This is a genomic window from Acinetobacter sp. ANC_7511 (assembly GCF_056779975.1).
In genome coordinates this window covers 28435-44276 of sequence record NZ_JBWYIY010000015.1, presented here as the reverse complement: position 1 = coordinate 44276, position 15842 = coordinate 28435, and the positions used below count along the sequence as shown (strand labels likewise).

Sequence of the window (15842 nt, the reverse complement as noted above, 5' to 3'; positions counted from 1 at the left end):
AATAAAGATTATGAGTCAAACCGCGAATACCGAAGATACAATTGATTTAAAAGAATTATTTTTTTCATTAATCGCACAATGGAAACTGATTGCCTTGTGTGTGATTTTGAGTCTGGTCTGTGCCCTACTCTACTTGCGTACAACACCAGATACCTACTCTGTTGATGCTTTGGTCCAAGTTGAAGAAAGTAAAGGTACATCAGCTGCACTTTTGGGTGATCTCTCAAATATGATTGAGCAGAAACAACCCGCACAAGCTGAAATTGAAATCCTGAAATCTCGATTAGTCCTCGGTTCAGTGATTGAGAATTTAAATTTAGATCTTAGGGTATCTGGTACGCAAAACTCTTTCTTTGATCGTTTATTTTCACCACATGACTATTCGACCAGTTATTCACGTCAATCTGTGATTTTTAACGATGACGAAAAATCTTTTGCGATTCCCCATTTCCATGTTCCTCAGAAATTTCGTGACCGTGCATTAGAACTTAATTTTACGGAGAAACAATTTACCCTGACCGATATAAAAACCGAAGAAGTGGTGCTAAAAGGTTCAATCAACCAGCTCAATCAAAACTCTACCCGCGATGGCGTATGGAAAGTTGAGATTCGCACACAAGATCAATTGAATGACCGCTATATCATCACCAAACAGTCTTTGCCTGCTGCGATGAAATCGCTTTTGGCCAACTATTCAGTGGCTGAAAAAGGGAAAATGACTGGTGTTCTGGGACTCAATTATCAAGGTCAAGATAAAGAACATATTACAAAAGTCCTGAATACGATTTTAAATGCGTATAGTCAGCAAAATGTAGAGCGACGTTCTGCTGAAACTGCGCAAACGCTCAAATTCTTGGATGAACAACTCCCAGAACTAAAACAACAACTGGATGTCGCCGAACGTGAATTTAACAAATTCCGTCAAGGCTTTAATACGGTTGATGTTACCAAAGAATCTGAATTGTATTTAACGCAAAGTGTTACCTTAGAAACTCAAAAGGCTGAACTTGAGCAAAAAGTGGCTGAAGCGGGTGCGAAATACACCAATGAACATCCGATCATGCAACAAATGAACGCTCAACTTGGCGCGATCAATAAAAAAATCAATGAATTGGATGGCACATTAAAACAACTCCCAGACTTGCAACGTCGCTATCTACAGTTATTCCGTGAAGTTGAAGTCAAACAACAGTTGTATACAGCTTTGCTGAATTCGTACCAACAACTTCGCATTGCGAAAGCGGGGGAAATTGGTAATGTTCGCATTGTTGATACTGCAGTAGAACCAATTGAACCAATTAAACCTAAAAAATTACAGATCCTAATTCTGTCCATTTTCCTCGGCGGTTTCCTGGGGACACTTCTGGCGCTGTTACGTAATATGATGCGTTCAGGTATTAAAGACTCTAGTCAAATTGAAAATGAATTGGATCTGCCGGTATATGCAACGGTACCGCGTTCTCCAGTACAAGAAAGCCGCATTAAGATGCTGAAAAAACATAAGAAAATCCCAATTCTCGCGATTAAAAATAGCGATGATATTGCGATTGAAAGTTTACGCAGCATGCGCACGGCGATTCATTTTGCGCTGAGTTCAGCTCGAAATAATGTGATTATGATTTCTGGTCCTGCACCTGAAGTGGGTAAATCATTTATTTCAACAAATTTAGCAACAATATTAGCGCAAGCCGACAAACGTGTTTTGATTATTGATGCTGACTTACGTCGTGGTTATCTACACAAATATTTCAATATTGAAACACAGCCAGGTTTGACTGATTACATGACTGATCAGCACTCTCTACAAAATATTATTCGAGACACTGAAGTCGCTGGTTTAAGTGTGATCACTCGTGGTAAGAGTCCGAGCAATCCATCTGAGATGTTGAGTTCTGAAAAATTCAAACAGTTGCTTGAACAGCTTTCAACACAGTTTGATCATGTGATCATTGACACGCCACCTGTACTTGCTGTGACTGACGGTATTATCATTTCGCAATATGCAGGTGTGAATTTGGTCATTGCTCGCTATGCGAAGACACAAATGAAAGAACTCGAAATCACAGTCAATCGTTTCGAACAAGCCGGTGTGAAAGTGAATGGCTTTATTCTAAATGACATTCAACGTAATGCGGCAGGTTATGGCTATGGTTATAACTATGCGTATGCGTATAAAGCCTCAAAGGACAATGATTAATTATTCTTGAATAAAAGCCTGATCTATTCAGGCTTTTTTTATGCCGATCAAACACTGTATATTTGTGAAATTTTGTTGATTTCATTGAAATTCTATATCGCTGAAAGTGAATTGACGCTATGCTGTTTTGGTTCCGCGATTTTAGAAAATTGCACATATAATTGAAAAAAATTGGAAATCTCATGAGTAAAGCTTTACCCATTGCTGTTGCTGTCGTTTTAGGCGGTGCTGCGCTCGTTCCTGTTTATTATGCAAGTCAACATCCAACATCTGCGACAGTTTCTAGCATGACTGCTGATGCAAAACCGATTGATAAAATCAGTTATGCACTGGGTTATGAAGTTGCCAGCCAAACTCCTCCTGAAGTCGCGATTGATCCGTTTATTGTCGGTGTCCGTGAAGCGCATGCTAAAAAAGAACGTGCCTATACAGATGAAGAACTGCAAACTGCTTATGTGGCTTTACAAAAAGAATTAGAAGAAAAGAAAGTCGAGGACTCTAAAGCTGCCAATGCACAAAGCAATAGCTTCCTTGCTGAAAATGCAAAAAAACCGAATGTTAAAACAACTGCTTCTGGTTTGCAGTATCTCATCAGCAAAGAAGGTACAGGCAAACAACCTGCTGCAAACTCCGTGGTTAAAGTGCATTACACCGGTAAATTACTTGATGGCAAAGTCTTTGATAGCTCGGTTGAACGTGGTGAACCGATTGAATTTCCGTTGAATCAGGTCATCCCTGGTTGGACCGAAGGCCTACAATTGATGAAGGAAGGCGGTAAAGCAACCTTATATATTCCATCAAATCTGGCTTATGGTGAACAGGGTGTTCCTGGTACGATTCCACCAAACAGCACGCTCATTTTTGATGTTGAATTAATCGAAGTCAAATAAATTAATCAAAAGGAGAGCCTTCAGCTCTCCTTTTTTGGATTTGAATGATGAAAAAAATCTCTATATTAAGCAGTCTGCTGATCCTCAGCTCTGTCTCATTTGCGGCAAACATTAGCAATAAAAGTACTGAAAAAGATCAGCTCGGATATAGCTATGGCTATGTGATGGGACGCACTAATGCGGATACATTAAAAGATATTAATTTGGATGCTTTTATTGAAGGATTGAAACAAGGCTCAACCGGTCAAAAATCGAGTTTAACCGATCAAGAAATGGCGCAGGCTTTAACCAAATACAAAAAGCAGAGTGAATCCAAACAGCTGATCGAATTTCAAAAATTAGCTGCAGAAAATTTAAAATCTGGGCAGCAATTTTTACAAGAGAATGCCAAAAAAGCAGGTATTGTCACACGACCAACAGGGCTGCAATATCAAGTGATTCAGCAAGGTCAAGGCAAAACACCTAAAGCAACGTCAAAAGTGAAAGTTCATTATGAAGGGCGTTTGATCGATGGCACAGTATTCGATAGTTCGATCGCGCGTAATCAAGCGGTTGAATTCCAAGTGAGTCAAGTCATTCCGGGTTGGACTGAAGGCTTACAACTCATGAAGGAAGGTGCTAAATACCGCTTCTTTATTCCTGCTGATTTGGGCTACGGTGAGATCGGTTCGGGCGATGCGATTGAGCCGAACAGCACCTTGATCTTTGATGTCGAACTTTTAAAAGTTTTGCCTTAAGGTTCACATGACTTATACAAAAACATCGCTTCCGCGATGTTTTTGTTTTATTTAGGGTCTGTTTAAAGCATTAGCCGTGTTTTAACTGTCTTGGTCTAAAGCCCGTCGCAAATAAACCCAATACATAGGCAACCACACCTAATACACAAAGAGCAAGCACTTCAAATACACGCATCCACGGGGCTACATCTGGATTATACCAGCTGAGACCATACCATAAAGCTGCGATCATCACGGCGTTACCCACCATAAATTGGAAAAATAATTTTTTCCAGTGCGGACCAAATCGGAATATTTCACGCTTGTGTAAATAGAAATATAGCATCCCTGCATTGACTAAAGCAGAACCTGTAGATGACAACGCCAATGCCATATGGAGTTCTTCCCAGCCCATCCATTTGAAGATACCAATAAAAACCACATTGAGGATAGCATTGGCTGCAACAGCCATTAGGCCAACACGTACTGGGGTTTTGGTATCTTGAATCGCATAAAATCCAGGAGCAAAGACTTTAATCAACATAAATGCCAAGACACCACCACTCATACATTGTAATGCCAAAGCGGTCATTTCTGTCGCTCGTGCATCAAAAGCACCGTGTTGGAACAGCGCTTGAATAATCGGTGTAGATAACATAAATAAAGCGATACTGGCTGGGATACCAGCAAATACGATGACACGTGCAGCCCAATCTAACATAGCCTTAAATTTAGTTTGATCCTGTTCGGCTTTACGCGCAGAGAGTGCAGGCAGAATCACCGTTCCAATGGCTACACCAATTAAGCCTAAAGGCAATTCGGTCATCCGTTCTGCTGTATAAAGCCATGACACAGAACCATTTTGCATAAAAGACGCCCAAATGGTATTGAGCAGCAAATTAATTTGTGTGACTGAAACCCCAAACAGTGCAGGCAACATTAATTTTAAAATACGCTCGACACCTTCGTGCTTAAAATCAACTTTAGGTGGGATCAGGAGTTTTTTGCGCCACAGTTCCGGAATTTGTAGGGCTAATTGCAAAATGCCAGCAAACACCACTGCCCAACCCAATGCCATAATGGGTGTTTCCATATGTGGAGATAACCACAAAGCCCCTGCAATCATAGCAATATTCAACAACACTGGCGCAAATGCGGGTGTGGTAAATGAGCCATAGCTGTTTAAGATACTGCTGGCAAATGCCGTCAGCGACATAAACATCAGGTAGGGAATGGTGAGACGGAATAAGTCGACTGATAAATCAAATTTGGCTGCATCGGCATGAAATCCTGGCGCATAAACATACAATATCGCAGGTGCAACAATCATACACAGCAAAGTTAATGCAGTCATCACGGTAAGCAAACATCCAAATACCCGACTAATTAGGATCTGAACTTCAGCATGGAGTTTGGTGGTTTTATATTCTGTGAGAACAGGAATAAATGCTTGGGAAAATGCACCTTCGGCAAAAAGACGCCTAAAAAAGTTGGGAATACGAAACGCTACGACAAAAGTATCGAAGTCTTTACCTGCCCCGAACACATTTAACAGCACCATGTCTCGAATAAGCCCCATGACACGAGACAACATGGTCATTGCACTAACAATAAAGGTGGATCGCCAAAGCGCCATCATATTCACCACTTAAAAAGATTGACGATATTGTAATAAAACTTCGCTTTTAAATTGTTATTTCATTCGACAAAGCATCATATTTTTCGTTGTTTTAATTGATCTCTAAAATAACACCATTGAAAATGCGGTCCTGGATCGGTCTTTCGTCCAGGTGCAATATCTGAATGCCCTGCGATATGACTTTTAATTTTAGGATAAGCGTGTTGAAGTGTTGCCACGACCTCAACTAAAGCTTGATATTGTTGTTCCGTAAAATCTTGATCATCACTACCCTCGAGTTCAATGCCAATCGAATAATCATTGCATTCTGGATTTGCCATGTACGTAGAGCGTCCTGCATGCCAAGCACGGTCTTTAAAATTAACAAACTGTAAAATTTCGCCTGACCTTAAAATCAACAAATGTGCTGAGACCTGCATCCCTTCAATGGTTTTAAAATAAGGATGTGCATCCCAATCTAATTTATTTTGGAAAAACTGCTCAATATAGCCTCCTCCAAACTGTGAGGGCGGTAAGCTAATATTGTGGATGACCACCAGTTGAATGTCAGTATGGTCTGGTCTTTGATTAAAATTTGGTGAAGCAATAAATCTTGCACCTTGTAATACACCATCTACCACTTGAAGCTTGGGTACATTCGACATGTGTGATCTCAATCCGTGTTTGCAACTTATGACAATTCATCCACGCTCATCTTTGAAAAAGACTTGGACGAAAAAAACAGCACCATTACTTTAAGTGCAATGGTAATATATTGCTCATTTTTCTGGTGCCTACAATAGGGATTTTATGAGCATACCGCAATCTTTGCTTGAACAATCAATTCAAATCAATATCCAACAAGCATTGCAAGAGGATATTGGTGAGCGTGATATCACCGCATTGCTGACACCTGAAGATGAACAAGCAACAGCAACCATTATCAGTCGCGAAACGATGATTCTTGCAGGGCAACCGTGGGTGAATGCTTTAATTAAAGCCTATGATCCAAGCGTTGATGTGATTTGGTTAAAGCAAGATGGCGATCAAGTTCAAGCCAATGAGGCATTTTTAAAACTTGCCGGCTCAGCACGCAGTCTGTTAACCGTTGAACGCCCAGCACTTAATTTTGTACAAACCCTTTCCGCTGTTGCTACAAAAACGGCTGAATATGTGAAACATTTGGAAGGTTTAAATACCAAACTGCTTGATACACGTAAAACATTACCAGGCTTACGTATTGCGCAAAAATATGCGGTGGGTGTAGGTGGTGGTCAAAACCATCGTTTAGGTTTATTCGATGCTTTTTTAATTAAAGAAAACCATATTATGGCTGCAGGTGGCATTCAGCAAGCAATCGAAAAAGCGCATGCCATTGCACCAGGTAAACCTGTGGAAGTCGAAGTTGAAACTTGGGATGAGTTAAACCAAGCTTTAGATGCTGGTGCGGATATCGTTATGTTGGACAATTTCAGCCAACAACAAATGATTGATGCAGTCAAGCATGTGGCTGGTCGTTGTAAATTAGAAGCTTCAGGTAATATTACCATCGAGAACTTACGTGAAGTTGCTACTTCAGGCGTCGACTTTATTTCAATGGGTGTACTTACTAAAGATGTAAAAGCCATCGATTTATCTATGCGCTTTAACGCTTAATTGATTAAATTCTATCTCTCAATAAAAAAGGGGCTTTGCTCCTTTTTTTATTTGCTTAAAACTGTGATGCTACATTAACTTTATCGCAAGAATACAAAAAAATTTGAATTTATATGGTCCTAGTTGATACCTTCCACGCTTTAAGATTATTTTTTAATCAAAATCATAATATACCTATAGAATGCAAAGTAAATCATTAAATTTCAATTATTTATTTGCCTTAATTTTACAATTATTCAATTTTCTGTCATGGAATGCTGCCTAATTTTCATTCATAGTGAAGCCAATAAATACAATTAAACCCATGAGTTCGCATTGTCTAAATAATAGGAGGGTGTCAACGCATAGACCATGCTGAATGTCAGTGAATAAATAAAAAGAAATGCAGTCATCGGATCGATTGCATCCACCATGTTGTACATTAGGGAAATCACATGAAAACGCAAATGATCTATACGCTTTTAAGCGTCGCGATTAGTAGCAGCTTACTCGTCGGTTGTAAAAGCTCCAGCGAATCTGGGGGGAATTCAGGCGGTGGTAATGGATCACAGCCAACTCCGACCAATCCAACTGATCCTGACAATCCAACGAATAAACTTGAAAAAGAATTCGTGACTGTTTTATCAACTCGCCCCGATCTTGTGACAGATAATGATGTATTAATCGAATTAGACCCATCGATTAATTTTAATGACGCAAATATAAGCATTCATTTAAATGGACAGGACATCAAATCTCGCTTTTCTAATGCTCAAAATAGAGTGCTATTGAATGGATTACAGTTAGGGGAAAATCTACTTAAAATTGAAACACCAAACGCAATTCAAAATTTATATTTAAAAAATTTCAGTACCACAGGCCCTCTTTTATCTGGACCCCAAATTAATCCATGGACCTGTACCAACGGCTCGACTGATTTATTTTGTCGTAAACCTGTTCAATATAATTACTACTATCGGAATTTGGTCGGAACTTTACAAACCTATAATCCTGAGAAACCACCTTCGGCGGGTCTAATTTCCAAAATTAAGACCGATACAGGTGTAGAAGTGCCATTTATCATTCGAGAGGAGGTTGGCTATCAAAATCGTGATGAATATCGGTTTGCTGTATTGTTTAATCCTAATCAGCCTTGGACTGCGCTGAATCCACAACCCCAATTTAATAATAAGCTGTTAGTAACCCATGGGCAAAGTTGCGGAAATGATTATCAGTCTGCAACCGCGCCTACCGTGGTTGCGACATCAACTTCTATTTTGCCAGATATTACCATCAAGGCTTTGGGCAAAGGTTATGGCGTCATGTCTACGGCGCTATCCAACAGTGGACATAACTGTAATTTGGCGGTTCAAGCTGAATCAATTATTATGGCCAAAGAACGTTTTATCGAACAATACGGCACTTTAGACTACACGATTGGACAAGGCTGCTCAGGTGGCGCGCTCGCATCTCAATGGGTAGCTAACGCTTATCCAGGTGTATACCAAGGTTTGTTAGTAACCTGCTCCTTCCCTGATGCATGGAGTACAGCATCTCAGTTTGCTGATTATCATATTATGATCAATTATTTTAAAACAGCAGAAGGCCGCTCTTTCCTCCCTCATCAAATTAACCATATTCAAGGTCATATTTCTGAGATTAATGGTTATGTCAGTGAACTTGCGCAATTCGATGTTGCTCGACCAAATACAATTTGTAGCGGAATATCAGAAACACAACTGTACAATGCCACCTCAAATCCGAATGGGACACGCTGTTCAATTCAAGAGGCTGCTGTAAATTTGTTGGGTCTCAGAAATCCAACTGAAGTTGATCCAAATACACAACAGCTTAGACAAATTTGGAGTCCCGTCGAAAATCAACGCAATGTCGGGTTTGCAAACCTGCCAATTGATAATGTCGGTGTGCAATACGGGCTTCAAACCTTATTTGATGGTGTGATCAATGCTGAAAAATTTGTTTTATTAAATGAACGCCTTGGTGGAGTTGATATTGATATTAACCCAATTCCCGAACGGTTATATGCCACGGAGCAAGGTTTGAAAAATGCTTATCGAACTGGTTTAATCAATGTTGCCAATAATTTAGATCAAGTGGCGATTATTGATTGTCGTGGTCCAGATCCAGCGATCTTCCATGATGCTTACCGAGCATTCGCGATTAGAGCACGTTTAGACAAAGCACACGGACATCATAACAATCAGCTTCTGTATGGAGGTGATACCATTATGATTGGCGATCTTAAATGTTTAGAAATCAGTTTCGATGATATGAATCAATGGTTGGATCGCGTAAAAAATGATACAAGCAATTTACCTCTGCCACAGAAACTCACACGCAATAAAGTAAATCTTAACGACTCATGTATCACATTAGGAACGATTCGAAGATCTGGGTTCTGCAATAACCTTCGTGTACCGGTCTATAAAACACCGCGAATGGTAGCAGGTGATCAAATTAGTACCTACGCCAATAAATGTAAACTACAACCACTCACACGTCGTCTTTACCCCAATATTAACTTTACAGATGAGCAATGGGCTCGATTACAAAAAGTTTTTCCAGATGGTGTTTGTGATTACACCCAAGATCCTGTTGGGTTTGGTAAAACCTATCCTTGGTTAACATATCAAAATCAAAATGGACAGATCAATGATGTCATTTATGGTGGTAAGCAACTGGATGAAGATCCAAATCGCCCTGAGGAGCTTATAATGCCTCAACTTCCGAAAGGTTGGATCTCTAATTCATTTCGACTGTCTTAATACCTGAATTTTTCAATTGTGAAAAAAGCCGTGAACATTCACGGCTTTTTTACTTCGTGTTTAAGATTTAGGTTGCAATAATCCCATCATAGGATCGGTACATGTATGCTGCCCTGTTTCAATACGTCCAGCAAATCGACGTTCATAAGCCTGCTCTCCCTGCTGTTGGGCGATTACCACATTAAAATCATACCATCCCCAAGACTCCGTTAAATCGAGATGAAGTTCAGCCTCATTCGCTTGAGTTTTGACAGTCCACATTTTTTGATTGTAGTACGCATTGTCCTTGACCATCATCTCCACAGCTTCAGCACCATCATGCCGTATTTTTATAATTATTTTAGGTTGACAGGCTTCATAGCAAATTCGAATTTCTGGCAAATGATCTCTTTCAATTTGATGGTGAAGATTTCCCTTGAATGCTCGATGATAACCATTTGGTCCAAGTACCCAAAGATCATATTGATCATCTACTAGTTCCCAAACATCCTCAAGCTGTTTGCCTGCCTCCACCATAAAACGTCGAGGAATGGCATTTAAATCTAGTTTGTCATAGACATGGAAAACCGCACCTTGTTCTCCACCATTTGCGAAAATCAATTGTATGTTTCGGGTTGCAACCTGTACGCGCGCGCTGGTATGTAATAAATAAGGTAATGCTCGAGAATGACGTATTCCAGATTCTTGCACAGGAAATTGTTGATTTGCTGGGACTGGAACCTTGCTCAGTTGCTCTTGCGAATGACGCGTATTGTCAGCTTCTTGTTTTGTTCTTTGCCCATTGAGTGTTGGCAGAATATTAAAGTTAGGTGTCTTAAAGTCAAACGCCGACGTAAGGTCACCACAGACCGCTCTACGATAAGGGCTAATATTAGGCTCTTGCACGCCAAAACGTTGCTCAAGAAATTGAATAATTGAAGTATGATCAAATACTTGAGAGTTGACCCATCCCCCACGACTCCACGGTGAAATGATATACATTGGAACACGTACTCCTGGACCATACACACCATGCCAGAAGTTTTCATTCTTACCATTTTTCATTTTTAATTCAGGCTGTGCTGTCGAACCTGATACACGTGGGTGATTGAAATATTCATATGATATCTCTTGTTCTGATAACGTGGTTTTACCATGAACTTTAACAATATCACCTGCTTCATTGATTTCTCTTGATGGTGCAGACGGCGATGGTACATGATCAAAAAAACCATCATTTTCATCAAAATTGACCAGTAAAACCGTCTGACTCCATAACTCTGGATCTGCCGTTAAAGTGTTTAACAGTTCTTGAATGTACCACGCGCCTTGAACAGGACTTGATGGTCCCGGATGTTCACTATACGCTGCCGGTGCGACCACCCAGCTCACCTGTGGCAATTTACCGTCTAAGATATCTTGTTTAAATTGTCCTAATAAACCGCCGTCCTTAGGCATCGTATTGGCAATCCCCTTATAGAGAGGTTGTCGTTGATCAATACGCTCATCATATTCAGGCGACAAAATATTGGCATGGCTAACTGGCTTACCAGATAATTCATTGGCTTTGCGATATTGCTTAAATCCTGCCAAAGGATTATCCGTAAAATTATCTGGCATATTTTGATAAACCTTCCAACTAATCCCAGCCTGCTGTAATCGTTCAGGATACGTGGTCCAGTCGTAACCGATCATTGATGAACCAATACTATCAAACTCATTGACTACACTCGCGACACCTGCAGCAGTTGGCCCATTGGTCCCCGTCCAAATAAATTTACGATTAGGATTAGTTCCCGCGTGCATGGCACAATGATAGGCATCACATAAAGTAAATGCTTCCGCCAGCGCAAACTGGAACTCGAGTTCTTGTTTCTTAAAATAACCCATGGATTGAGGTTGTTTATGTTCCACCCAATTGCCCATACGCCCACAATCCCAAGCGGCTTGACCATCCTTCCATGAATGAGGTGTGCCCGAAACACGTTGAGCATTGCCCAATGAACTGTCTAGGTGATAAGGCAAAATTTTATTTTTGTTGCCATCATACTGTTCCCACACCGCTCTTTTACCACTCAATGGAATGGTGAATCGATCACCAAAACCACGTACTCCTTTGAATGTTCCAAAATAGTTATCAAAAGAACGATTTTCTTGAGTCAAAATCACCACATGTTTCACATCTTGAATAGTGCCAGTTTCCACTTTTGCATCAATTGCTAAAGCTTTTTGAATACTCAGCGGAAAACTCGCTAATGCAGATGCGCCCAATAATGTCTTGGTCGAATTTAAAATAAAGTCACGACGATTCATACAGTTATCCTGTTTTTATTCTTGTTATGGTTATGGAGCACAATAGATTTCACAGCTTGGATCTGAAGGTTGCGGTTTGGATGGTTGGTAATCATCATCTCCCCCACAAGCTGTTAACAAAATACTTGGTGTAAGGATGAGTATAAAAAAATAAGCTCGCATGTAGTTATCCTTCTCGTTTTATGCGAACTCAGTGATACGCTTTTTTCGTGACGCTGCAATGAAGCTTCAATTGCAAATCTATGAAATAAAAAAAAGCACCTCTATCAAGGTGCTTTTTTACAATCAAGGCATGCTATCAGATGCGAATTACCAACCTAGTGCTTGTTGTTGCTTTTGAATTAACTCTTGAATGCCTTTCTCAGCCATTTCAAGCATTGCGTTACATTGCGTACGCGTGAACGGTTTATCTTCTGCAGTACCTTGAATTTCAATAAACTCCCCCCCCTGAGTCATCACCACATTCAAATCTGTTTGGCAGTTTGAATCTTCTTCATAACATAAGTCGAGTAGTACTTCGTCTTGATAGATACCAACAGAAATTGCAGCCACCAAACCTTTGAGTGGATCTTGTTTGATTTTCTTTTTCTCAAGTAATGAATTCATAGCATCAATCAAGGCTACCGCAGCACCTGTAATAGACGCTGTACGTGTACCACCATCGGCTTGAATAACATCACAGTCGATTGTAATCGTGTTTTCACCCAATTTCTTCAAATCCACCATAGCACGTAAGCTACGACCGATTAAGCGTTGAATTTCTTGAGTACGTCCACTTTGTTTACCACGAGCTGCCTCACGGTCACTGCGTGTATGGGTTGAACGTGGCAACATGCCATATTCAGCAGTCACCCAACCTTGGCCTTTTCCTTTCAAGAAGCGCGGTACTGAATTATCAACACTGGCAGTACAAAGAACTTTGGTATGACCAAATTCAACTAAAACTGAACCTTCTGCATAACGTGTATAGTTTCGAGTAATTTTAACGTCACGTAACTGGTCTAATGCACGCTGGTCAATACGCATAATACGTCCTAATTTTTACTTAAAAAAAGATTGGGCACATTATAGCAGATTGATGGCATCTGACTTTGTTATAAGTCCGTGTTTTAAATCTGACAAACTTAAATTTTGAAAGAATTAAGTCATACCTAAAAGCTCATTGAGAGCAAAAGAAAAAGCGATTTAATCCAACTTCGCATAAGGTGTCTTATTTTAATTTTAGAAAATCTATAAGTCAGTTTCAAATTCCATTCTTCTTGCTGTATTCAATGCAACATCTCTATTCGTTACTTTAGATACGACATATAGAGAAGCATTGATCCCTGATGATATCCCAGCAGAAGTTATTATCCTATTTTCATCTACAAACCTAACATCTTTCATAGCTGTAATTTTAGGGTATTCTGCCTCTAGACGTGAAATATCCATCCAATGAGTAGTAGCATTTAGCCCATCTAGTAGCCCTGCCTCCGCTAAGATGAATGCTCCCGTGCAAATAGAGAATGTGATATTTGACGTTTCGTGTTTTAATTTTATCCAATTCAATAGATGAGTATTATATAGCTCGACTGTTTCAGCACCATATCCTCCAGGGATCACGAGAATGTCTATAGATGGACAGTTGTCTAAGAGGTAATCACTTTTTACTGCAAGACCATTTCTTGCTTTAATTTCATGTTTTTGTGCCACAGTAAACACATTAAAAAGCTTTTTATTATGATTATCTGTAGTAATAGCAAAGACTTCATAGGGCCCTGCAAAATCTAAGACCTCAACCTCATCAAATAATAAGATTCCAATATTCATTTTTTCACATCTATACTTTTAATTTTCGAAATAATAGTACTCAGAAATAAGATACTAGATCTCTTTCATAAATCAAAAAAAGATCTATCCCTTGCTGACTATTTGTACCGAATAATTTTAAATATTCATGCATAATTTACGAATGAAATACATCGACTCAAAGAAGCTTTCTGAAACACAGTTTAAGCGATATACAGGCATCTCATGGTCAATCTTTGATTTGATGGCTGAACAGCTAAAAATGCTTGTACCTGCTAAAGGTAGACTATCTAAGTTAAGTGTAGAAGATCAAATCCTTCTGTGCTTAAGTTATTGGCGTGAATATCGAACATTGTTTCATGTCGCAACGAGTTATGGTGTATCAGAGCCTACTGCTTCAAGAATCGTCCGCCACGTAGAGGATTGCCTGATCAAGTCCAATCTATTTAATTTACCCAATAGTTTGCCTGAAGGCGAAGGTATCGACTGGAATGTGGTGATCGTAGATGCCACAGAAATTCCAATACAAAGACCTAAAAAACAGAAGAAAAGCTATGGTGGTAAGAAGAAGGCACATACTTTTAAAGTACAAGCCATTATCCATTATAGAACACAGCAAGTTCTGAGTTTATGCACGAGTCGTGGTGCTGTACATGATTTCGAGCTTTTCAAACGCAACCTGAATCAGATTCCTAAAGGTGCTTTTATTCTTGCAGATCACTGCTCCATGCCTTTCATGAATTAAACTAAATAGTGGTACTCAAGCAAATATTCCTCTTAGTTTTCTTATAGATTGAGAAATTTTAGCTGTTTTATCATTTGGTAAAGAACATTTAGCTAAACGAACCCAAACGCTCCAGAATTGTTTCATAAAGTTTGCTTCATTATAGTGAATGCCATATTCCTCACACAACGCTTTAATTTTTGGCGCAGCTTCTGCATAGCGATTTGCAGGCATATCAGGGAATAAATGATGCTCGATTTGATGACTCAAATTACCACTCAAAATATGCAGCCATGAAGTTCCCGTAAAATTACTTGAACCTCGAATTTGACGTAAATACCATTCTGCTCTTGTTTCATTTTCGGTATTATCCATCTCAAATGTTTCTGCATCTTCAGTAAAATGACCATTAAATATCACTGCAGATGACCATAAACTTCTAATCACATTTGCAACTGCATTTCCTACGAAGACAGGAAGCGCATTTGGACCAGCGATAAGGGGGAAAAAGACATAATCTTTCACCACCTGACGTCGTACTTTTTTTCTTAATTTTTCAGCATCTTTCCACACTTGTTTCCAAGATTTGGTTTTATAAACAAGCGCGTCTTCCAAGTGTAGATTTTGAACACCGACATACCATTCAAAAAGCACCATCAATTGAATCGCTAATGGAATATTTAATAAAAATCTTGGTTCCCAACGTTGAGCTGCTGAGACACGAAGTAAGCCATAACCTACATCATGATCCATACCCACAATATTGGTATAGGTGTGATGTACATAGTTATGGGTATATTTCCAGTCATCGCCTGTTGAGATGGTGTCCCAGTCATATGTCGCACCGTTTAAACTAGGATCATTCAACCAGTCAAATTGACCATGCATCACATTATGTCCAAGCTCCATATTTTCAACAATTTTGGACACGCCCAGTAATCCTGTACCTACCAACCAAACAGGTGGAATCCAACCACCAAACATCAGCAATGCACGTGAGCCAATCTCGCTATAGCGAACAAAGTTACGAATCTTATAAATATATTTGGCATCTTGTTCACCCAAATCATTCATAATACTGAGTCGGATCTGCTCAACGCGTTGTCCAAATGCTTCAATTTGCTCAGCGGTCAGATGTTTAGATTTTGATTGCCATGTTGTATTAAGTGACATATTCATTATTTTTCTCCAGTCTT

Annotated in this window: 13 protein-coding genes; 6 read left to right on the top strand and 7 right to left on the bottom strand. The window is 39.6% G+C overall.

All coding sequences use genetic code 11. The features are described from left to right. Positions 1–10: 10 nt before the first annotated feature. The 3 genes from AC1M9L_RS11185 to bamJ (AC1M9L_RS11175) all read left to right on the top strand — a co-directional run bounded on the left by AC1M9L_RS11185 (position 11) and on the right by bamJ (AC1M9L_RS11175) (position 3824). Positions 11–2197, top strand: coding sequence for a polysaccharide biosynthesis tyrosine autokinase (locus tag AC1M9L_RS11185; RefSeq protein ID WP_481592146.1), 2187 nt, complete (start codon positions 11–13; stop codon positions 2195–2197). Positions 2198–2379: 182 nt separating this feature from the next. Further along, positions 2380–3087 carry a BamJ family beta-barrel-assembly machinery protein gene (bamJ, locus tag AC1M9L_RS11180; RefSeq protein WP_481592145.1) on the top strand — a complete coding sequence of 236 codons (708 nt, stop codon included), beginning with the start codon at positions 2380–2382 and terminating at the stop codon, positions 3085–3087. A gap of 47 nt (positions 3088–3134) precedes the next feature. Continuing rightward, positions 3135–3824 (top strand): BamJ family beta-barrel-assembly machinery protein, encoded by a 690-nt coding sequence (gene bamJ / locus AC1M9L_RS11175; RefSeq protein WP_481592144.1) that lies wholly within the window; start codon positions 3135–3137, stop codon positions 3822–3824. A 70-nt stretch (positions 3825–3894) separates the two neighbouring features. Here the strand turns inward: bamJ (AC1M9L_RS11175) and murJ are convergent, their stop codons facing one another. Both murJ and ampD read right to left on the bottom strand, forming a co-directional pair. Then, positions 3895–5448 carry a murein biosynthesis integral membrane protein MurJ gene (gene murJ, locus AC1M9L_RS11170; RefSeq protein WP_481592188.1) on the bottom strand — a complete coding sequence of 518 codons (1554 nt, stop codon included), beginning with the start codon at positions 5446–5448 and terminating at the stop codon, positions 3895–3897. Between the two features lie 68 nt (positions 5449–5516). Beyond that, complete coding sequence (gene ampD / locus AC1M9L_RS11165; RefSeq protein ID WP_481592143.1) at positions 5517–6086, bottom strand: 1,6-anhydro-N-acetylmuramyl-L-alanine amidase AmpD; 570 nt, start codon at positions 6084–6086, stop codon at positions 5517–5519. Between the two features lie 145 nt (positions 6087–6231). Here ampD and nadC point away from each other — a divergent pair, with 145 nt between their 5' ends. Next, a complete protein-coding gene (nadC, locus tag AC1M9L_RS11160; protein ID WP_481592142.1) occupies positions 6232–7077 on the top strand; it encodes a carboxylating nicotinate-nucleotide diphosphorylase in 846 nt (281 codons plus the stop codon). Between the two features lie 434 nt (positions 7078–7511). Then, entirely contained in the window at positions 7512–9842 is a 2331-nt protein-coding gene (locus AC1M9L_RS11155) for a DUF6351 family protein (protein WP_481592141.1), read from the top strand. 60 nt (positions 9843–9902) lie between these two features. On the opposite strand, the gene AC1M9L_RS11150 is transcribed toward AC1M9L_RS11155, so the two are convergent. The 4 genes from AC1M9L_RS11150 to AC1M9L_RS11135 all read right to left on the bottom strand — a co-directional run bounded on the left by AC1M9L_RS11150 (position 9903) and on the right by AC1M9L_RS11135 (position 13943). Further along, entirely contained in the window at positions 9903–12134 is a 2232-nt protein-coding gene (locus AC1M9L_RS11150) for a phosphocholine-specific phospholipase C (RefSeq protein ID WP_481592140.1), read from the bottom strand. 30 nt (positions 12135–12164) lie between these two features. Beyond that, entirely contained in the window at positions 12165–12296 is a 132-nt protein-coding gene (locus AC1M9L_RS11145; RefSeq protein ID WP_481592139.1) for a hypothetical protein, read from the bottom strand. Positions 12297–12443: 147 nt separating this feature from the next. Beyond that, positions 12444–13160 carry a ribonuclease PH gene (rph, locus tag AC1M9L_RS11140; protein ID WP_481592138.1) on the bottom strand — a complete coding sequence of 239 codons (717 nt, stop codon included), beginning with the start codon at positions 13158–13160 and terminating at the stop codon, positions 12444–12446. 204 nt (positions 13161–13364) lie between these two features. Continuing rightward, positions 13365–13943, bottom strand: a complete 579-nt coding sequence (locus AC1M9L_RS11135; RefSeq protein ID WP_481592137.1) for a DJ-1/PfpI family protein — start codon at positions 13941–13943, stop codon at positions 13365–13367. 127 nt (positions 13944–14070) lie between these two features. Between AC1M9L_RS11135 and AC1M9L_RS11130 the strand changes: the two genes are divergently transcribed. Continuing rightward, positions 14071–14667, top strand: a complete 597-nt coding sequence (locus tag AC1M9L_RS11130; protein ID WP_481592136.1) for a transposase family protein — start codon at positions 14071–14073, stop codon at positions 14665–14667. Positions 14668–14682: 15 nt separating this feature from the next. Here the strand turns inward: AC1M9L_RS11130 and AC1M9L_RS11125 are convergent, their stop codons facing one another. Further along, positions 14683–15825, bottom strand: coding sequence for a fatty acid desaturase family protein (locus AC1M9L_RS11125; protein ID WP_481592135.1), 1143 nt, complete (start codon positions 15823–15825; stop codon positions 14683–14685). Positions 15826–15842 lie beyond the last annotated feature (17 nt).